This is a genomic window from Phenylobacterium sp. (assembly GCF_035309685.1).
Taxonomy (GTDB): Bacteria; Pseudomonadota; Alphaproteobacteria; order Caulobacterales; family Caulobacteraceae; genus Phenylobacterium.
This window is the reverse complement of sequence record NZ_DATGEX010000049.1, coordinates 1-19,010: the sequence shown is the minus strand read 5'-3', so window position 1 is coordinate 19,010 and position 19,010 is coordinate 1. Positions and strand designations below refer to the sequence as shown.

Sequence of the window (19,010 nt, the reverse complement as noted above, 5' to 3'; positions counted from 1 at the left end):
TGGCGGGACCCGTGCGCTTGCCGCGCATCTTCCGCACCACGCCGTTCCGGCTGACGCTGCTGTTCCTGGCGTCCTTCGTCTTCGCGGCGAGCGCGCTCTTCGTCTACATCTATGTGGCGACCGCCGGCGAGGCGCGGCGGCGCACCGATCTCGACATCACCCGCGAGATGCATTCGCTGTCGGCGACCTACGACCGCGGCGGCGTCGATGCGGTCAACCAGTCGGTGATCGAGCGCGCGGCGAGCGAGCAGCCGTTCCTCTACGTCCTGATGGACAAGAACCAGAAGCGCATTTCCGGCTCCATCGCCGGGAGCCCGGTGGACCGGTTCGACGGCAAGCCGACCTGGACCACCTTCTCGGTCGGCGACCAGGACCCGCAGGGCCATAAGGTCGAGCATCCGGCGCGCGGCCTGCAGGAGCAGCTGAACGGCGGGCCGATCCTGTTCGTCGGCTCCGACGTCGCGCGCGACGACGCCTATGTGGCCCGCGTGGTCGGCGCCCTGCAGGGCTCCGGCGCCCTGGTGGTGCTGCTGGGCCTGGCCGGCGGCATGCTGATGAGCCGCAACGTCAGCCGCTCCATGGCCGGCCTCACCACCGTGGTCGACGCGGTGCGCAACGGCGACCTCGGCGCGCGAGCCCCCGTGCGCGGCGCCCGCGACGAGTTCGACGAGCTCTCGGCCGGCATCAACGAGATGCTCGACCGGCTGGAGCGCTCCATGGCCGGCCACCGCCACGCCGGCGACGCCATCGCCCACGACCTGCGCTCGCCGCTCACCCGCCTGCGCGCCCGCCTCGAGGTGGCCTATCTCGATGTCGAGGCCGGCAAGGGCGACCCGACCCAGGCGCTGGCCCAGGCGCTGGAGGACACCGACGGGGTGCTGAAGACCTTCGCCGCGGTGCTGGCGATCGCCCGGCTGCAGGCGGCGGGCACGGCGCCCGACCCGGTGCTGTTCGACCCCTCGGAACTGGCGGCCAACATCTCCGAGCTCTACGAGCCGCTCTGCGAGGACAAGGGCATCGACTTCGCCGCGGAGTTCACCAAGGACCTGCAGGCGCGCGGCAACCGCGAATTCCTGGCCCAGGCGCTCGCCAACATCCTCGACAACGCGGTGAAGTACACGCCGGGTGGCGGGGCGATCATGCTGCGGGTGCGCCGCCGCTCCTCCGGCGAGATCGAGTTCTCGGTCACCGACACCGGCCCCGGCGTCCCCGACGGCGACCGCGAGCGGGTTGTCGAGCGGTTCGTCCGCCTGGAGAACAGCCGCAATGAGCCGGGCGCGGGCCTGGGCCTCTCCCTGGTCGCCGCGGTCGCCGAGGCGCATGGCGGCCGGCTGGAGCTGGCCGAGGGCCCGGGCAAGGTCGGCGAGATGGGCCCGGGCCTGCGGGTGGCGCTGGTGTTGCCGCGGGCCTGAGGGGGCCGCTCGTGACTCCTTGCGGGCTTGCACAGCGTCCGCTTGCCGGCCGCGGCCCGCCTTCATCCACCGGTGGGCGAATTTTCGGCTAGTCGAGATCGCCGAGGTCGGCCGGCGCAGCGGGGTCGGGGCGAGTGGCGGCTGCGTTCAGCGTGCCAGCCACCCATCGCGCCACCTGCGGGCCGATCGCCAGGACGACGATCACCCGCAGGGTCTGCAGCGCCATGACGAACGGCGTGTCCACCTTGGTGGTGGCGGCGATGATCGCCGCGGCGTCCACCCCGCCGGGGCTGGTGGCCAGGTAGGCGGTCAACGGATCGACGTGGAGCAGGACGACCAGCAGCCAGGCCAGGACGCCGCAGAAAGCCATCAGCAGGGCGGTGGCGCCCAGGGTCTGGGGCAGCGCCCGGGCGGCGGCGGCCAGCACGTCGCGGGTAAAGCGCAGGCCGGTGTTCCAGCCGATGACCGCATAGCTGGCGATCAACACGACGGGTGGCAGCTCGATCGTCACCCACCCCAGGACATTGAGCGCCGCCCCGAGCGCCAGCGGGCCGAGGAGCACACCGGCTGGAATGCGCGCGACGAGGCCGAGGCCACCCCCGAGGACGGCCACGCCGACGGTCTCGGCAAGGGCCAGCCAGTGGATCGGTGGGAAATAGCCGCCTGCGAAACGGGGGCCGCCGCCCCCGTGCACGAAGAGCAACGCCACCACCGAGGCGGCCGTCGCCACCAGCACCACGCGAAGGTATTGCATGAACGCGACAAGGCGGAAGTCTGCGCTGTAGGCCTCGGCCATCACCATCATGGCCATCGCGGCGCCGGGAAGCATGCCCCAGACGGCCGTGGTCCCGGGCACTATACCCAGGCGGCTCATGGTCCAACCGATGCCGGCGCCGGCCGCGATGGATAGCGCCACCACGGCGAGGAACACCGGCCAGTGGCTGGCGAAGCCGCCGACGATCGCGGGCGTAATTGAGCGAGCGATGAGGCAGCCGATGACCGCCTGGGCCACCGCCATGAAAGCGCGGGGGACTCTCACCGCGCCGCCGGCCGTCTGCACCAGCACGGCGACCGCCAGCGGCCCGAGCATCAAGGCCGCCGGCAGCCGAGCCCACTGAAGGAGCCCGGCGCCCAGCGCGGAGGCCGCCAGGAGCACGGCCCAGCGAGCGGCCGTGGGCAGGGACTGCAGCGGCAAGCCCTTCCCCGCCGACGAGGCCCGGCTCACGCCCGCAGCTCGATCTCGTTGGCCTTGGCCACCCGGCCGAGGCGCGGAAAGATCTTCTCGAAGGCGAAGGCATGCATCTCGGCCGAGAGCGAGGTCGTGGCGTCCTCTGCCAGCACCACGGCATAGCCATGCTCGTGGGCGGCGCGCACGGTCGACTCGACGCCCATGTTGGTCGCAATGCCGGCCACGACCACCGTGGCCACGCCCCGTCGACGCAGCTGCAGGTCCAGCTCCGTCCCATAGAAGGCGCCCCACTGCCGCTTGGTGACCCGCAGATCGTGGGGTTCGGCCAGGCCGTCGACGAGATAGCTCCAACCCTCCGGGAACCCGCCGGGCGGCGCCAGCGGAGGCTCATCGACCGGAGTCTGCAGGGCGTCGCCGAAGTCGGGCGAGAAGGAGACGTTCACCAGGACGACGGGCGCCTTGGCGGCGCGGAAACGGCGGGCAAGGTCCTTGCCCTTGGCGACCACGGCCTCCCCGGCGTGCGGCGCCAGCGGATAGCCGACAATACCCTGCTGGAGGTCGATGAGGATCAGCGCCGTGGTCGGCGCGGACAGGGTGATCATGGGAGTGTCCTTTCGACTGAGGCTGGGCCTCCGCGACCACCGTTGTGCGGCGCCGCGCGGACCGCTATATAGTTGAGGAGCTCCTCAACTAAGATCTCTATTTGAGCATGCCCTCAATTTCGTCAAGCCCTAATCGCGGCGCGCTGCCCCCCCAGCGCGAGGTCGGCCGCCAGCGCGTCGCCGAACTGATCGAGGCGGCGGCCGCGGTCATTCAGGAGCGGGGATATGAGGCGGCGACCATGGCGGAGATCGCCGCTCGGGCGGAGGCGAAGATTGGCTCCCTCTACCGCTTCTTCCCCAACAAGGACGCCATCGCCGACGCGCTCATGGAGCACCAGGCCGGGATTCTGCGCACCGAATACGATGCGATCCACGCTCGCGCGGCTGGCGCCACGCCAGAAGAGCTGGCGGACATCCTGATCGATCTGCTGGTGAAGCTGCATCCGCGGACCCGAGGCCTTGCGGCCCTGATCGACTCGCGGACGGACTCGACCGCCGTGCGCCAAAGGTTCCGCGCGCAGACCCTGGCGGGGGTCAAGACGGCGCTCACAATCTGCGCGCCCGCACTCGATGACAAGGAAGCGGACGACATCGCCGCCGTGGTGCTCAACAACATGAAGACCATGGTGGGCATGGCCACCAAGGATGCGCCGACCAGCCCTGGCGCGCCGGATCAGCTGCGGCTGATGACCCGGCTCTACCTGGCGGCCAAGCTCGCGCCCGACAGGTTCGCCGCACGACAGCGCGCCGACGGATAGCCCGGTTGTGTCCGGCTCTGTCGTGGCCGGGGCAAGGTCGGCGAGATGGGCCCGGGCCTGCGGGTGGCGCTGGTGTCGCCGCGGGCCTGAGGCGCGGCGGTGGCGGACATGACAACGCCGCCGATCTGAGAGACCGGCGGCGCGCCAGGATCAGGCGTCGTGGCTCAGGCCGCGAGCGCCGTGCGGCGGCGGCGAAGCACCGCCCCGGCCCCGCCGAAACCCAGGATCATCAGGGCCCAGCTGGCGGGCTCCGGGACGCTGCCGCCGGTTACGTCGAGGGCCACGTTGTCGAGCAGCGGGCCAATGCCATCGACACTGTAGCTGCGCAGGTCGATCTGGACCGACCCGGCCTGGGTGGCGGTGAAGCTGATGGTGTGGGCTGTCCACGGATCGTTGCGCGGGACCGCAAAGCCGTTTCCGAACAGGTCGATGCCCGTGGTTTCGTGGAGAGTCCCGAAGCTGGCGTTGTCGAAGGTCACGTTGGTGATCGTGGTGGGCTCGACGCCGAACAGGAAGCCGGTTTCGTACATGTCGTCGGCGTCGCATTTCCCGCAGTCGGCGTGGCTGCCGGAGATGTCGAAGGTGAGCGTGACCACGGCGCCGGCGAGGTAGTTGAAGCTGTCGGTCGTGTGGAATTCGTTGCCGACGGGGCCGCCGCCGCGCCCGTCGAGACCGACGCAGCCGCCCGAACCGCCCTCGCAACGCGCGCCCTCGACCACGCTGAACTCGCCGCCGGAGACGGTCCAGTTGGCGAAGTTGGTGTAGGGGTTCGCGGCGGCGCCGCCGTTCTCGGTGTTGAAGTTGTCGCTGAACACCTGGGCGGCCTGGGCGGCGCCGGCGCTGAGCGCGGCCGCGGCAAGCGTGGCGGCGGCGAAGGTTGCGGCGCGCAGGCGCGGGGTTTGGCGCGGGGTTTCGCGGATCATCTGATACTCCTCCGGTCAGGCCGCGCGAAGGGATCGGCGGATGACGCGGGGGACGCTAGGGACGCGGTCCATACCGGCGCAAGCGCTCGCACCGAGGATGAGAAGACCTCGCGCCAGTATTGAAAAGCTCGCGGGCGCCAGAGCCCTCCGCTATGCCGAAGCCCCATGGCGCTCGCCGAAATCCTGAAGCCCTGCGGGCCGGTCGTCGACGACAAGGCGGCTGAGCGCCTGCGCGGCGTGCTGGCTCAGACGGCGTGGACGCCAAGGCTGGAGCAGGCCTGGCCGGCGCTCAGCCCCGTGTTCGCCGCCTCGCCCTATCTGACGAGCCTGGCGAGGCGCGATCCGGCGCGGCTCGACGCCCTGCTGGCCGACGAGCCGATGGCGCGGCTGGACGACATCCTCGCCCGCACCGCCGCGGCGGCCGACCTCTCCAGCGAGGCGGCGACGGTCGGCCTGCGCGTGCTGAAGGCCGAACTGCATCTGCTGACCGCGCTCTGCGACCTCGGCGGGGCGTGGGACCTCGACCAGGTGACCGGCGCGCTGACCCGATTCGCCGACGCGGCGGTGGCGTCCGCGCTCACCGTGGCGGCGCGGGGCGAGGTGGAGGCAGGGCGGCTGACCCATCTCAGCGACGGGCCGGAGGGGCCGGTCCCCGGCTGGTTCTGCATCGCCATGGGCAAGCAGGGCGCCTTCGAGCTCAACTACTCCAGCGACATCGACGTCTCGGTGTTCTTCGATCCCGACGCCATGCCGCTGGCGCCCGGCGTGGAGACCGAGGCCTTCGCCGTGCGCCTGACGCAGCGGCTGTCGGACCTGATGCAGCTGCGCACCGCCGACGGCTACGTCTTCCGCATGGACCTGCGGCTGCGTCCCGATCCGTCCTCGACCCAGGCGGCGGTGCCGATCCCCGCAGCGCTGGAATACTACGAGAGCGTCGGCCAGAACTGGGAGCGGGCGGCCTTCATCAAGGCGCGGCCCTGCGCCGGCGATATCCCGGCAGGCGAGGCGTTCCTGGCCGAACTGGCGCCCTTCGTCTGGCGCAAGAACCTCGACTTCGCCGCCATCGCCGACATCCATTCGATCAAGCGCCAGATCCACGCCTACAAGGTCGACGAGCGCATGACCGCCAAGGGCTTCGACGTGAAGCTGGGGGCCGGCGGCATCCGCGAGATCGAGTTCTACGTCCAGACCCAGCAGTTGATCCTGGGCGGCCGCAATCCGCAGCTGCGCAGCCGCCGCACGCTCGATGCGCTCGCCGCGCTCACCATCGCCGGCCACGTGGCGCCGGAGACCTGCGCCGAGCTCACCGAAGCCTATGGCCGGCTGCGCAGCGTCGAGCACCGCGTGCAGATGCTGGCCGACGAACAGACGCACAAGCTGCCGGAAGCCGACGCCGACCGCCGGCGTGTGGCCGCGCTCTCTGGCTACGACAGCCTGCGGGCCTTCGACGCGGCGATCACCCGCACGGCGCAGGGCGTGAACGCCCGCTATGGCGAGCTTTTCCCGTCGGAGGAGCCCTTGTCCTCGCGGTTCGGCAGCCTGGTGTTCACCGGCGTCGAGGATGACCCGGCGACGCTGGCGACGCTCAAGCGCATGGGCTTCTCCAACCCGCACAAGGTGGCCGAGACGATCCGCAGTTGGCACCACGGCCGCATCCCGGCGACGGCGACCGAGCGCGGCCGCGAGCTGTTCACCCGGCTGGCGCCGCGCCTGCTGGACGCGGCCCAGGCCACCGGCGCGCCGGACCCGGCCTTCGCGCGGTTTTCCGACTTCTTCTCGCGGCTGTCGTCGGGGGTGCAGCTGCAGTCGCTGTTCTTGGCGCAGCCCAACCTCTTCGAGTTGATCGTGCAGGTGATGGCGTTTGCGCCCAGGCTCGCGGCGACGCTGGCGCGGCGGCCGGCGGCCATCGACGCCATGCTGGACGGCGGGTTCTTCGAGCCCATCGACATCGCCGATGACCGGGCTTTCATGCGGGCCGCCGTCGCCAGGGCGGCCCGCACTGAAGAGGGCGCCTTCGAAGCGGCGATGGACGCCGTGCGCATCGTCCACCGCGAGCAGGCCTTCCGGGTCGGCGTGCAGGTGATGAGCGGGGCCGCGAGCGCGGTCACGGCCGGCAAGGCCTTCGCCGACCTCGCCGACCTCTGCATCGACGCCCTGGCCGCGGCGGCGCTGGCCGAGACCGGGCGCCTCGGCGGCGTCTTCGAGGGCGACGCAGCCGTGGTCGCGCTCGGCAAATGCGGCTCGCGCGAAATGAGCGCCGGCTCCGACCTCGACCTGATGACGCTGTACCGCGCCGCCGATCCCGCGGGCGTGTCGGCGGTAAAGGGCTGGGACGCGGTCACCTTCTACGGCCGCTTCACCCAGCGGCTGATCGCAGCGCTGTCCAGCCAGACCGGCGAGGGCGGCCTCTACGAGGTCGACATGCAGCTGCGGCCCTCGGGGACCAAGGGTCCGGTGGCGGTGAGCTTCGCGGCGTTCGAGGGCTACTACGAAGCTGAAGCCGAGACCTGGGAGCTGCTGGCCCTGACCCGAGCGCGGGTGGTCTGGGCGACCAGCCCGGCCTTCGCCGCCGACGCTGAAGCCGCCATCGGCGCGGCGCTGCGCCGGCCCCGCGGCCGCGCCCAGACCGCCGCCGACGTGCGCGAGATGCGCGAACTGATGCACCGCGAGCGGCCGGCCAAGGGCGAATGGGACCTGAAGCTCTCGCCGGGCGGCCTCGTCGACATCGAGTTCGCCGCGCAATACCTGCAGCTGGCCCATGCCGCGGACGGCGGGCCGTTGGAGCCCAATACGGCGGCGGCATTGGCGGCGTTCCGCGAGACCGGCCTGGCTCCGGAGGCGGCGCTCACCGCCCTCGAGCAGGCCTGGCGGCTGCAGCAGGACCTGACGCAGCTGCTGAAGGTCGCGCTGGACGACGGCGCCGATCCGCAGGCCGAACCGGCCGCCTTCAAGAGCCTGCTCGCCCGAGCCGGCGGCGTGCGCGACTTCCGCAGCCTGGCCCCGGCGCTCAACCGCGCGAGGGCCGCGGCGCGCAAGGCCTATGAGACCATCGTCGGCCAGGGCGTCCCATAGGCGTCGCGCTCCAGCGCGCGCATCAGGGCCAGCACTTCCGGGTCGCCGAAGGGCAGGAGCTGGGTGAGCAGGACGCCTGCCTTTCCCGCCGCCGGATCGGCCCAGTAGTAGGTGTTGGCCAGGCCGCCCCAGGCCAGGCTTCCGGGGCCGCGGCCCTCGGCCGTGGCTTGCGGCGTCACCATGGTCGCCAGGCCATGGCCGGTGGCCATCTGCGGATAGAGGTCGAAGTCGTTGCTCATGTTCGCCATGGCGCTGCGGATATAGCCGGCCCGGCGTTCTCCGGTCTGCACCTGGCTCAGGCCCCGCACGGTCTCGCCGCTCAGCACCCGGACGCCCTCCAGTTCGCCGCCGTTCAGCAGCATCCGCAGGAAGCGTCCGTAGTCGCGCGCGGTGCTGTAGAGCCCGGCGCCGCCTGCCAGCACCTCAGGGTCGGCCGGCATGCCGAAGGGGATCTGGACGAGGCCGCCCTCAGGCCCGCGGACATGCACGCCGGCGGTCCGCGCCGCCCGATCCGGCGCGCCGATGAAGCCGGTGTCGGGCATGGCGAGCGGCGCGAGGATGTGCTCGCGCAGATAGGCGTCGAGGCGCTGGCCGCTGGCCGCCTCGACGGCGAGGCCGGCCCAGTCGATGCCGATGCCGTAGATCCAGCCTTGGCCGGGATCGAACAGCAGGGGCTGGCGAAGGCTGGCGCGGGTCCCGCCGTTGGCCTCGAAGCCGCTCGCCTCGATCCAGGCCGCCAGCTCGGCGCTGGTGAAGCCGTAGGCGAAGCCGGAGGTGTGGGTGAGGAGCTGGCGCAGGGTTGGGCCGCGCTTGGCGGGCCGCAGGCCCTGCGGCGTCAGGACCTGCAGGTCCTTGAAATCCGGGACGAGGCCGGTCAGGTCGCCGTCGAGGGTGAGCTCGCCGCGCTCCACCAATTGCAGGGCGGCGACCGAGACCACGGCCTTGGTCATCGAGGCGATCCAGAACACGGTCGCGGCGTCCATCGGCGCCGCCGCGCCGATCGCGCGCACGCCGGCGGCGTGCTCGTAGAGGACGCCGTCGCGGTCGGCGATCAGGGCGACGCCGCCGGCGATCCGGCCGTTGCTCACGGCCTGCGCCAGCGCCTGCTCAAATCGTTGGAACATCAACCCTCCGCTTCGATGGCGAGCTTGGCGCTAGAGCGCGGCCTTGGCCAGGGCGGCGCTGATCTGGTGGACCGGGAGCGAGAAGATGGCGCTGGTGCCCTGGCCCGGCGCGCTGCGCAGGTCCAAGAGGCCGCCGTGCATCTCCACCAGCGATTTGGTGAGCGCGAGGCCCAGCCCCGTGCCCTGCTGGGTCTTGGCGTGCTGGCTCTCGATCTGTTCGAAGGGCTGGGCGAGGCGGGCCAGGTCCTCCGGCGGGATGCCGATGCCGGTGTCCTGCACGCTGATCCGCACCCGCTCGCCCAGCGGGTCGTCGCGGCGCTCGGCGCCCACGGTGATCAGCCCGCCGCGCGGGGTGAACTTGATGGCGTTGGAGAGCAGGTTCAGCAGCACCTGCTTGATGGCGCGATAGTCGGCCTCGACCTCCGGCAGGTCGCTGAAGTCCAGGCGCAGCGAGAGGCCGGCGGCCTCGGCGCGGTTGCGCACCAGGCGCAGCGCATCCTCGGCCACGTCCTCCAGCGCCACCGGCTCGAAGCGCAGGTTCATCTTGCCGGCCTCGATCTTCGACATGTCGAGGATGTCGTTGATCAGCGCCAGGAGGTGCTGGCCGGAATTGAGGATGTCGCGGGCGTAGTCCTTGTAGCGGGCGTCGCCGACCGGCCCGTACATCTCGGCGACCATGATCTCGGAGAAGCCGTTGATGGCGTTCAGCGGCGTGCGCAGTTCGTGGCTCATGTTGGCCAGGAACTCGCTCTTGGCCTGGTTGGCGCCCTCGGCGCGCAGCTTCTCGTTCTCGTATTTGCGGGCCAGTTCCGAGAGCTGTTCCTGGCTGCGCTCCAGATTGACGACGGCCCGGCGCAGCTCGTCCTCGTTGACCCGGCGCGCCTCTTCCTGGGCCTTCAGCGCGGTGATGTCGGCGGCGGTGACCACCAGGCCGCCCTCGGCGGTGGTGCGCTCGGAGATCTGCACCCAGCGGCCGTCGACCAGCTCGGCCTCGCGCACGCCCTTGCGGCCGCCGAGCGCCGGGAACTCCTGGCGCACGGCGAGCTTGGCCTGGGCCTCCAGCTCCTCGCGCGCCACGCCGGGCTTCAGCACCTGCGGCTCCAGGCGGAAGAAGCTGCGGTAGTTCTTGTTGCACATCAGCAGGCGGCCCTGCCTGTCCCAGAGCACGAAGGCTTCCGACACGCTCTCGATGGCGTCGCGCAGGCGGGTCTCGGCGGCCTGGGCGCGGGCCTGGGCCAGGCGCTCCTCGGTGACGTCGAGCGCGACGCCGATGATCCGCGCGTAGCCGCCCTCCGGGCTCTTGCCGAAGCCTTGGCCGCGGGCGTCGATCCAGACCGGGCGGCCGCCGGAGAGGCTGGGCACCCGGAACGAGACGTCGAAGCCGCCGTAGACCGCCGCGGTCGAGAGCGCCTCGCGCAGGCCGTCGCGGTGGCCCTCGGAGACCCGCTCCAGTACCTGCTGGCCGTCGACCACGCCGCCGCGCCATCCGAACAGCGCCGCGGTGACGTCGGACATGAAGATGCGGTCTTCGGAGAGGTCCCATTCCCAGATACCGCAGCGGGCGGCCTCGACGGCCAGCCGGAAGCGCTGCTCGCTGTCGCTGTAGGCGGCGTGCGCGCGCTCGACCCGGCGGGATTCCAGCAGCAGCAGGACGCCGAGCGCGATCGCCACGGCCAGCGGGACCACCAGGGAGGCGATCTGCATGATGAGGCTGAGCGGGCCATGCATCACCCTGTCGATGGCGACGCCGGTATAGGAGGCGAGCAGCAAGAGGGCGGCGAGTATGGCGATGCGCGCAAAGCGCTGCGTCGGCGGCTTGGCCAGCGCCAGATCGGCGGACCGATCCTCCGCCTGCGCGCCCGCAGCGCTCTCGCTGTCGCGTGCCGACAAGGCTCGCAGCTCCTACCAAGACAAGGCAAATCACCCCGATCGCGCGCGACTCTACGCAATAAGGGTAAACAGCGTCACCGCCATTCGGCGACGAATTGTCCCGCTTGTTGGTTAACCGCCGGGGTTGTGGAGCGGATCGATATTCAGGCGGTCGGTGTTTGGCGTCCCCTCCTCCTCGATGGAGGAGGGACAGGGTGGTGGTGTGCGCAAGGGTGTGGAGGTCCGAGCGCCGTTGGGCGCCTGAGCCAGCCCGAGCCATGACGTCATCGCTGCCGGCACACCACCATCCCCGACCCTTCCTCCGTCGAGGAGGAAGGGGGATTTGGAAGCCCGCAACACTGTTGAATGTCGATCCGCCCCAGGTCCGACCACGGACAACACGGCTCAGCGATAAAAACGGCTTACGAGGAGTCGTGGCCGTTGATGGCGCCAGCCTGCGACGGCGGCGCAGGCACGGGCGGCGCGCGGGGGTGGAATTCCGGCGGCTTGAGGCCGAGTTCCTTGGCGAGTTCGACCAGGAGGTCGTCGGGATCCAGTTCGAGGAAAGAGTCCGGGTCCGCCATGAGGTCGCTCAAGCGCTCGTACAGGTCCTCGAGCAGGGACTCGCCGGTGAATTCCTCGGTCTCGTCGGCGCGGTCGTATTCGTTCCACACGCAGCGCTCGACGCCGCGCGTCAGCCAGTCGCGGCGGCGACGGACGGCGACGGCCTTCGGATCGTCCGGCTCGTCCGGCTCGTCCTCTTCCGCCCATTCGTCAGGCGCCGGCCGCGGCGGCGCAGATTTCGCCGCCTCCGCCCGCGCGTCGCGGGCGAGCCTGGCCTGCAGCGCCACGGTCTGGCGCAGGCCCCGGCCCAGCCGATGGACGGCGCCGGCCGCCCGGACCTTCTGGTCCAGATCCTCGGCCTCCATCGCCTGCTGCTGGATGTGCAGGGCGAGCTTCAGCACCGCATCGGCGAAAATGCCGAGCGCCTGCTCCTGAGCTGCGACCATGGCTGCCGCCTCGTCCATGAACAAAACAAGAACATCACTTTGGCGGGATGTCAAGTTTTATCGCCCGGTTGGGCGTCGTGAGCGGCGGTCTCAAACCTGTGCGGTGAGCGCAGGGCCGATTGCCCGCACGACGGGTTCTGACTCTTAGGCGACGCTGGGAAGGTCCGCTTTCCGACACCGCCGTTCGCTAGCCGATAGCATCTACGGTACGGGTGGTGGCGAGAACCGATGACACGGCACCCAACGCGCCTGTTCGTTGGAACGAACGCAGCTTGCCCTACGCCACGATCGGCTAAACACTTCCGGCGAATCGGCTTGCATCCGCGATGCTTGCGACGGCGGCTCGGCAAAGGCTGGGAGGTCACCACACAATGGCCACACCGGCCGATCCGAAAATCTACCACATCACCCACGTCAGCAATCTCGCCGCCATTGTCGCGAACGGTGGGTTGCGTAGTGATGCGCACATGGTCGCGGCTGGCGGTCCCCAGCAAGCGATCGGTATGTCGACGATCAAGACCCGACGACTGCACCTTCCTGTGCGATGCCACGGCGGGGACGTGGTAGGGCAATATGTTCCGTTCTACTTTTGTTCTAGATCCGTGATGCTGTATCTGCTACACAAGGGCAATCACCCCGAGGTGGACTACAAGGGCGGCCAGACCCCCATTGTCCATCTGGAGGCGGATTTGCACACGGCTGTCGCCTGGGCGCAGGCGAACAACCGACGTTGGGCTTTCACCTTGTCCAACGCCGGTGCCAACTACGCCGAGTTTCGCGACGATCTCGGCGCGCTAGACGAAGTCCAATGGGCGGCAGTTGCGGCGAACCAGTGGACGGCGCCCGACGTCAAGGAAGGCAAGCAGGCCGAGTTTTTGATGCGAGACGACTTTCCGTGGAGTCTTTTTACACGCATCGGCGTGCAGACCATGCCGATGAAGCTGCAGGTGGATGAGATCGTAGGCGCGGCGGCCCATAAGCCAAAGGTCGATCTCGTGCCGGCCTGGTACTACTAGGGGGGTCCATGATCACATTCACCACGGGCGACATCCTCAAATCCAACGCCGAAGCGCTGGTCAACACCGTGAATTGCGTGGGCATCATGGGCCGCGGGATCGCGCTGCAGTTCAAGAACGCGTTCAGCGACAATTTCGCCGCCTATGCGCGAGCCTGCGATCTCAACGAGGTCGAGCCCGGGCGAATGTTCGTGTTCGAGCGCCATCGCCTCGATAATCCCCGCTTCATCATCAATTTCCCCACCAAGCGGCATTGGCGCGGTAAGAGCCGGATCGAAGACATCGACGCCGGCCTCGTCGACCTCGTGCGGGTGATCCAGGCCCGCAAGATTCGCTCGATCGCTATTCCGCCACTGGGCAGCGGGCTCGGCGGTTTGAACTGGAGCCAGGTGCGACCGCGGATCGAGGCTGCGATGGCGGACCTTCCTTCTGTCGAGGTGATGATCTTCGAACCCGGGGGCGCCCCGTCAGCGCAGGAGATGGTGTCGTCCAGCGCCGTACCGAAGATGACGCCGGGGCGGGCCGCCCTGGTCGTGCTGATGAACAGGTACTTGAGCGGCCTTCTCGACCCATTCGTCACCCTCCTGGAAGTCCACAAGCTGATGTACTTCATGCAGGAGGCGGGCGAGGGCCTGCGTCTGGACTACGCCAAGGCGCCCTACGGCCCCTACGCGCAAAATCTGCGCCACGTCCTTCGCGCGGTCGAAGGCCACCTGATCTCAGGCTACGCGGACGGCGGCGATGCGCCCGACAAGCAATTGGAGCTCGTCCCAGGCGCGGTGCGCGACGCGGAGGAACTGCTTCGGGCGGGCTCGGCAACTCGCCAGCGTTTCGATCGGGTCGGGGACCTGGTCTCGGGCTTCGAGTCCCCCTTCGGCCTAGAGCTTCTGGCGACGGTGCATTGGGTCGCCTCGCGCGGCGGGGCTCACTCCGCCGACGAGGCGATCACCCAGACCTATGCCTGGGGAGAGCGCAAGCAGCGGTTCAAGCCTGAACAGATCAAGCTCGCCTATGATGTCCTAAGGCGGCAGGGCTGGCTCGACCCCGCGAAGGCGGCCTGACGGGCCGTGCACGAACTCACCCTCAAGGCCAAGCAGGACCACATTGAGAAGGTGGTCCGGAGCGCTGATCCCCTCAAGGGAATCGCCGAGCTAGTCTGGAACGGGTTCGATGCGCAGGCGACCCGGGTCGAGGTGACCTTCCAACGCGCGCCGCTGGGGTCGATCGATGAGGTCATCGTCACCGACAACGGGACCGGCATCACCGCAGAGCGCGCCGAATGCGATTTCGGGCAACTGGGCGAATCCTGGAAGCGCCACGTCAAGCCGACCGGCCGAGCGCTGCATGGCAAGGAAGGCCGCGGCCGGCTACGCTTCTTTTCAGTTGCCGATCGATGTAGATGGAGCACGCGCTTTGACGCTGGCGACGGCGTTCAGGCCCTGACGATCGAGATCCGTGCCGAAGCTTTGGAAAAATCGCGGATCAGCGATCCCATAGCTGCGGACGGGGCAACGGGCACGATTGTTTCACTTCATCCGCTGAAAGGCTCGCAGGACTGGCTCGCGACCAACGAGGCGCGCCAGCAGTTCGTCACCGTCTTCGCTCAGTTCCTTCGCCTGCACCCCGATCTTGAACTCTGGTACGATGGCGGCCGTATCGACGCCAACGCGGCAATCGCCTCGACCAAGACCATAGATCTCCCAGCCATTGTCGGCCCCACCCAGACCGTGCGGGGTGTCAAAGTGGACATTGTCGAATGGTCCACGGCCATGGAGAGCCGCAAGATCCATTTCTGTGGCGAGAACGGGGTGGTGCTCGGCTCCCAGCCGGCGCGAATCCAGGCGCCCGACTTCTCCTTCTCGGTCTACGCCACCTCCGACTTCTTCGTGGCGCTCGCCGCGGACAACGTTCTTGAGTTAGACGACCTCACCGACCAGGATTTCGCCCGCGTCCTGGAGGCCATCCGCGATCCTGTGCAGGAGCACTTCCGCAATCGGTCGGCCGAGCGGTCGCAACACCTCATTCAGGAGCTGAAGGACGCCGGCGCCTATCCGTATAAGGACGATCCGACTGACGACGTGGAGCGTCGTGAACGAGATGTGTTCGATATGGCGACCTATGCGGTCTCCAACTATTCGAAAGAATTTCGCCGCGCGGACAATTCGCTGAAGCGGATGACGCTGGCCTTGCTCCGCGAGGCGCTCCGCCACAACCCGGATTCGCTGACCCAAATCTTGCGCGCTGTGGTCGACCTGCCGAAGGACAAGCAGAACCAGTTCTCCTCACTCCTCGAGCGGACTGAGCTTTCCAACATCATTTCCGCCTCTAGTCTGATTGCCGATCGCGTTGCGTTTCTGCAGACCCTCGAACAGGCGGTTTTCGATCCGGCCTGGCGGAGGGTGCTGAAGGAGCGCGGCGGTCTGGACGCCCTAGTCCGAGACAACACCTGGATCTTTGGCGAGCAATTCCACATCACCCTGCACGAGATCGGACTGACCCGCGTGATGGAGAGGGTGGCAAATGAGCTCGGCATCAAGGCGCCTGGCAAGGTCATCCAAGGCGATGGCCGCGCCGCACGGCTTGACGAGTTTCTAGGCCGGACCATCCCCGGCGCCCATGCCGATCGCCATGAATACCTCGTGGTCGAGCTGAAACGCCCATCGGTGCGCGCCGATCGCAAGGTGTTGAACCAGATAACCGACTATGCGCTCACGCTATCGACGCAGCCCGCCTTCACCCACACGGACACGACCTGGACCTTCTTCCTAGTGGTGGGGGAATACGATGACACCGTGAAGCAGAGCATCACCCAGGACGGCCGAGATATCGGCATTGCAGTGAAGCAGCCCAACTATACGGTTTGGGTAAAGTGCTGGAGCGAGATCATCCGCGATTGCAAAGCGCGCCTGCAGTACATTCAGGATCGTCTGCAGGTGCAGGTGTCGAACGAGGAAATAAACGCGCGCTTGCGCCAGCTTCAATCCAGCTTCGGGCGCGCGCCGGACTTAGATAAGGACGCCACGGAGAGCTAGTCCGGCACTTCGCAAACCCTGGCTTATGGGGATGGCAATGTCGGTTTTCGCAGCCTGGTGAGTGATCGGGCTAACGCAGTCGCGCCAAGTCTGACTAGTCCGCTAAGAGTCGAGGCTGGTCGCAGCCGGGGAGCTCGGAGGTCCGCTTTCGGACCGAGTGCCAATGTCCGCGAATGGCGCATCGCGGCCGAGGGCCCGCCGCCGCGGCGCGCGTCCTGGGCTGGAACCCCCTCCGTCACGGCGCTGCGCGCCGCGACACCTCCCCCTCAATCGGGCTTCGCCCTGGGGGAGGATCTGGGCTGAGGCTATTCCTCGGCGGGAGCACCGCTGAATGTCACCTTTTAGGAGGGGATCCAAAAGTCCGTTCCTGGCGCGAGGCTGACCAGCGCGGCGAGATCACGGTGGCGGGGCGAACCTCCCTTAGGCGCCCTTGCGAACGGCGACGACCGCGTCGTCGGCCGAAAGGCGCCACGCGTTTGTCGGAACGCGCCGGCGCCGGCCGTTCTTGGGAAGGCCGGCCTCTTTGGTCGGCGGTCTGAGCAGTGGAGGCAGCGATGTCACGGGTGCGCGTTGGGGGTTTTTCGATCTCGCTCGACGGCTTTGGGGCCGGACCGGAGCAGAGCCTGGAGGATCCGATCGGGAAGCGTGGGCGCGAGCTGCACCAGTGGATGTTCGGCACGCTCTTTTTCCGGACGATGATCGGTCAGGACGGGGGCTCGGACGGCGTCGATCAGGAGTACGCGGACCGCGCGATGCGCGGGTTCGGCGCCTTTATCCTCGGCCGCAACATGTTTGGCCCGGCCGGCGACGATTGGGGTGGGCCCGACTGGAAGGGTTGGTGGGGCGACAATCCCCCGTATCACGCGCCAACGTTCATCCTCACGCACCACCAGCGGCCGCCGATCGAGATGGAGGGCGGGACGACGTTCATCTTCGTGACGGACGGGATCGAGTCGGCCCTGGAGCAGGCCAAGGCCGCGGCCGGCGATCTCGACGTCAAGATCGGCGGCGGTGTCGAGACGGTGCGCCAGTATCTGCGCGCCGGTCTGATCGACGAACTGCACTTCGCCTTGTCGCCGGTCGTGCTCGGACAGGGCGAGGCGATATTCGCCGGCATCGACCTTCCGACGCTCGGCTACCGCGTCACCGAGCACCAGGCCACCGAGCATGCCACCCACATCGTCCTCGCGCGCTAGCCCCGGCGGCCCGCTGTCGCGGCGTGCGCTGTGGGCTGGAACCCCCTCCGTCACGGCGCGGCGCGCCGCGACACCTCCCCCTCAATCGGGCTTCGCCCTGGGGGAGGATCTGGGCTGGGGTCAGTCGTCGGCCAGCGCGCGGCTGACCAGTTCGAAGACGTTCTTGGAGAGGCCGGGGGCGGCGAGGATGCGTTCGAGCTCCGCCTTCATCAGCTTGCCGAGCTCGGGCTTGTAGCGGCGCCAGCCGCCGAGGGGCTCGACGAGCCTTGCGGCGGTCATCGGGTTGAAGCCGTCTGTGGCGAGGATCTGGTCGGCGAGGAAGCGGTAGCCGGCGCCGCTGGGGTCGTGGAAGCGGACCGGGTTGAAGCTCGCGAAGGTGGAGACGAGCGCGCGCAGGCGGTTGGGGTTCTTGGCCTCGAAGGCGGGGTGGGCGGTGAGCGCGAGCACGCGGCCGAGGGCGCTCTCGTCGGGGTCGCGGGCCTGCAGGGCGAACCACTTGTCGATGACCAGGGGCTCGGCTTTCCAGCGGTCGTAGAAGTCGGCCAGCGCGCGCTCGTAGAGCTCGCCGCCGATGAGGGCCAGCGCCGCCAGGCCGCCAATGGCGTCGGTCATGTTGGCGGCGGCTTCGTAGTGGCCGAAGGCGAGTTCGCCGACCTCCGAGCGCGGGTTGGCGGCCAGGAGGTCGAGGGCGGCGTTGCGGAGCGCGCGGCGGCCGGCGCCGGCGGCGTCGGGGGAGAATTCGCCGATCTCCTGCAGGCCGTTGTGCAGGCGTTTCAGCTCGGTTTCGAGATGCAGGGCCAGGCGCGTGCGGAGCGCGTCCCGGGCCTCGTGGATCGCCGCCGGGTCGGCCGGGCTCATGGCCAGCGCCAGGTCGGGCTCGCTGGGCAGGATCAGCAGGAGCGCCTTGAACGCCGGGTCCGAGGCCTGGTCGGCGAGCGCGCGGCCGACGGCCTCGGCATAGCGTTCCTCGCCCACCTCGTCGGCCATGCCGGTCGCGCGGGCCAGGATGAGCGCGCGGGCCAGTTCCTGGCCGGCCTCCCAGCGGTTGAACAGGTCCGGGTCGCCGGCCAGCAGGATGTAGCGGTCGCGGGCCTCGGCGTTGGAGGTGAGCTTCACCGGGGCGGAGAAGCCGCGCAGCGCCGAGATCACCGGCTTTTCGTCGACGCCGGTCAGGGTGACCCTGGTCCTGGCGCCGTCGAGCACCACGACCGTCTCGTCCACCGCCTGGCCGTCGCGCATGAAGGCCTGGGTGCGGCCGTCGCCGTCCAGCAGGCCGATGGTGACCGGGATGGGCAGGGCGCCCTTGACCGGCTGGCCGGGGGTCGGGGCGGTCTCCTGGACGATTTCCAGCGTCAGTTCGCGGCGCTCGGCGTCATAGGCGCTCTTCAGTGTCACCTGGGGCGTGCCGGCCTGTTCGTACCACGCGAAGAACGCCGTCAGGTCCTGGCCGGAGACGTCGGCGAAGCAGCGGATGAACTCCTCGACGGTGGTGGCGTGGCCGTCCCAGCGTTCGAAGTAGAGGTCCATGCCCCTGCGGAAGGCCTCGGGCCCGATCAGGGTCTTCAGCATCCGGATCACTTCCGCGCCCTTCTCGTAGATAGTCGCGGTGTAGAAGTTGTCGATCTTCAGATAGCTGGACGGACGCACCGGGTGGGCGAGCGGGCCTTGGTCCTCGGCGAACTGGCGGGCGCGGAGCGCCTTGACGTCCTTGATCCGCTGGACGGCGTGGCCGCGCTGGTCGGCCGAGAAGCTCTGGTCGCGGAAGACCGTCAGACCCTCCTTGAGGCACAGCTGGAACCAGTCGCGG

General features: G+C 69.0%; 14 protein-coding genes. 7 read left to right on the top strand and 7 right to left on the bottom strand.

Annotation, left to right across the window (positions count from 1 at the left end):
• Positions 1–11: 11 nt before the first annotated feature.
• Positions 12–1,412, top strand: coding sequence for a HAMP domain-containing sensor histidine kinase (locus VKQ35_RS15700; protein WP_324363409.1), 1,401 nt, complete (start codon positions 12–14; stop codon positions 1,410–1,412).
• 88 nt (positions 1,413–1,500) lie between these two features.
• On the opposite strand, the gene VKQ35_RS15695 is transcribed toward VKQ35_RS15700, so the two are convergent.
• Together VKQ35_RS15695 and VKQ35_RS15690 are read right to left on the bottom strand one after the other, a co-directional pair.
• Complete coding sequence (locus VKQ35_RS15695; RefSeq protein WP_324363272.1) at positions 1,501–2,607, bottom strand: AbrB family transcriptional regulator; 1,107 nt, start codon at positions 2,605–2,607, stop codon at positions 1,501–1,503.
• A 26-nt stretch (positions 2,608–2,633) separates the two neighbouring features.
• Entirely contained in the window at positions 2,634–3,203 is a 570-nt protein-coding gene (locus VKQ35_RS15690) for a hydrolase (protein WP_324363270.1), read from the bottom strand.
• A gap of 107 nt (positions 3,204–3,310) precedes the next feature.
• Here VKQ35_RS15690 and VKQ35_RS15685 point away from each other — a divergent pair, with 107 nt between their 5' ends.
• Entirely contained in the window at positions 3,311–3,961 is a 651-nt protein-coding gene (locus VKQ35_RS15685; protein WP_324363268.1) for a helix-turn-helix domain-containing protein, read from the top strand.
• A gap of 164 nt (positions 3,962–4,125) precedes the next feature.
• Here VKQ35_RS15685 and VKQ35_RS15680 read toward each other — a convergent pair whose 3' ends face one another.
• A complete protein-coding gene (locus VKQ35_RS15680) occupies positions 4,126–4,884 on the bottom strand; it encodes a PEPxxWA-CTERM sorting domain-containing protein (protein WP_324363266.1) in 759 nt (252 codons plus the stop codon).
• 165 nt (positions 4,885–5,049) lie between these two features.
• Between VKQ35_RS15680 and VKQ35_RS15675 the strand changes: the two genes are divergently transcribed.
• A complete protein-coding gene (locus tag VKQ35_RS15675; protein ID WP_324363264.1) occupies positions 5,050–7,956 on the top strand; it encodes a bifunctional [glutamine synthetase] adenylyltransferase/[glutamine synthetase]-adenylyl-L-tyrosine phosphorylase in 2,907 nt (968 codons plus the stop codon).
• On the opposite strand, the gene VKQ35_RS15670 is transcribed toward VKQ35_RS15675, so the two are convergent.
• From VKQ35_RS15670 to VKQ35_RS15660, 3 genes are all read right to left on the bottom strand, one after another.
• A complete protein-coding gene (locus VKQ35_RS15670; RefSeq protein ID WP_324363262.1) occupies positions 7,923–9,080 on the bottom strand; it encodes a serine hydrolase domain-containing protein in 1,158 nt (385 codons plus the stop codon). The two genes, VKQ35_RS15675 and VKQ35_RS15670, sit on opposite strands and share 34 nt — an antisense overlap.
• Before the next feature lie 30 nt (positions 9,081–9,110).
• Positions 9,111–10,970, bottom strand: coding sequence for a PAS domain-containing sensor histidine kinase (locus tag VKQ35_RS15665; RefSeq protein ID WP_324363260.1), 1,860 nt, complete (start codon positions 10,968–10,970; stop codon positions 9,111–9,113).
• Positions 10,971–11,371: 401 nt separating this feature from the next.
• Positions 11,372–11,959 carry a hypothetical protein gene (locus tag VKQ35_RS15660; RefSeq protein WP_324363258.1) on the bottom strand — a complete coding sequence of 196 codons (588 nt, stop codon included), beginning with the start codon at positions 11,957–11,959 and terminating at the stop codon, positions 11,372–11,374.
• 371 nt (positions 11,960–12,330) lie between these two features.
• Between VKQ35_RS15660 and darT the strand changes: the two genes are divergently transcribed.
• The 4 genes from darT to VKQ35_RS15640 all read left to right on the top strand — a co-directional run bounded on the left by darT (position 12,331) and on the right by VKQ35_RS15640 (position 17,203).
• Positions 12,331–12,975 carry a type II toxin-antitoxin system toxin DNA ADP-ribosyl transferase DarT gene (gene darT, locus VKQ35_RS15655; RefSeq protein WP_324363256.1) on the top strand — a complete coding sequence of 215 codons (645 nt, stop codon included), beginning with the start codon at positions 12,331–12,333 and terminating at the stop codon, positions 12,973–12,975.
• Positions 12,976–12,983: 8 nt separating this feature from the next.
• Positions 12,984–14,036, top strand: a complete 1,053-nt coding sequence (gene darG / locus VKQ35_RS15650; RefSeq protein ID WP_324363254.1) for a type II toxin-antitoxin system antitoxin DNA ADP-ribosyl glycohydrolase DarG — start codon at positions 12,984–12,986, stop codon at positions 14,034–14,036.
• Between the two features lie 6 nt (positions 14,037–14,042).
• Positions 14,043–16,007: an ATP-binding protein gene (locus VKQ35_RS15645; protein WP_324363252.1), complete on the top strand. Its 1,965-nt coding sequence runs from the start codon at positions 14,043–14,045 to the stop codon at positions 16,005–16,007.
• A gap of 554 nt (positions 16,008–16,561) precedes the next feature.
• Positions 16,562–17,203 (top strand): dihydrofolate reductase family protein, encoded by a 642-nt coding sequence (locus VKQ35_RS15640; protein ID WP_324363250.1) that lies wholly within the window; start codon positions 16,562–16,564, stop codon positions 17,201–17,203.
• Between the two features lie 120 nt (positions 17,204–17,323).
• Here VKQ35_RS15640 and VKQ35_RS15635 read toward each other — a convergent pair.
• The coding region (locus tag VKQ35_RS15635; RefSeq protein WP_324363249.1) for a DUF3458 domain-containing protein at positions 17,324–19,010 on the bottom strand (1,687 nt) is incomplete at its 5' end.

Coding starts and splice junctions, on each gene's coding strand:
- VKQ35_RS15670 (WP_324363262.1), bottom strand. CDS start 9,080: ATGTTCCAACGATTTGAGCAGGCGCTGGCGCAGGCCGTGAGCAACGGC.
- darT (WP_324363256.1), top strand. CDS start 12,331: ATGGCCACACCGGCCGATCCGAAAATCTACCACATCACCCACGTCAGC.
- VKQ35_RS15640 (WP_324363250.1), top strand. CDS start 16,562: ATGTCACGGGTGCGCGTTGGGGGTTTTTCGATCTCGCTCGACGGCTTT.
- VKQ35_RS15675 (WP_324363264.1), top strand. CDS start 5,050: ATGGCGCTCGCCGAAATCCTGAAGCCCTGCGGGCCGGTCGTCGACGAC.
- VKQ35_RS15660 (WP_324363258.1), bottom strand. CDS start 11,959: ATGGTCGCAGCTCAGGAGCAGGCGCTCGGCATTTTCGCCGATGCGGTG.
- VKQ35_RS15690 (WP_324363270.1), bottom strand. CDS start 3,203: ATGATCACCCTGTCCGCGCCGACCACGGCGCTGATCCTCATCGACCTC.
- darG (WP_324363254.1), top strand. CDS start 12,984: ATGATCACATTCACCACGGGCGACATCCTCAAATCCAACGCCGAAGCG.
- VKQ35_RS15680 (WP_324363266.1), bottom strand. CDS start 4,884: ATGATCCGCGAAACCCCGCGCCAAACCCCGCGCCTGCGCGCCGCAACC.
- VKQ35_RS15685 (WP_324363268.1), top strand. CDS start 3,311: ATGCCCTCAATTTCGTCAAGCCCTAATCGCGGCGCGCTGCCCCCCCAG.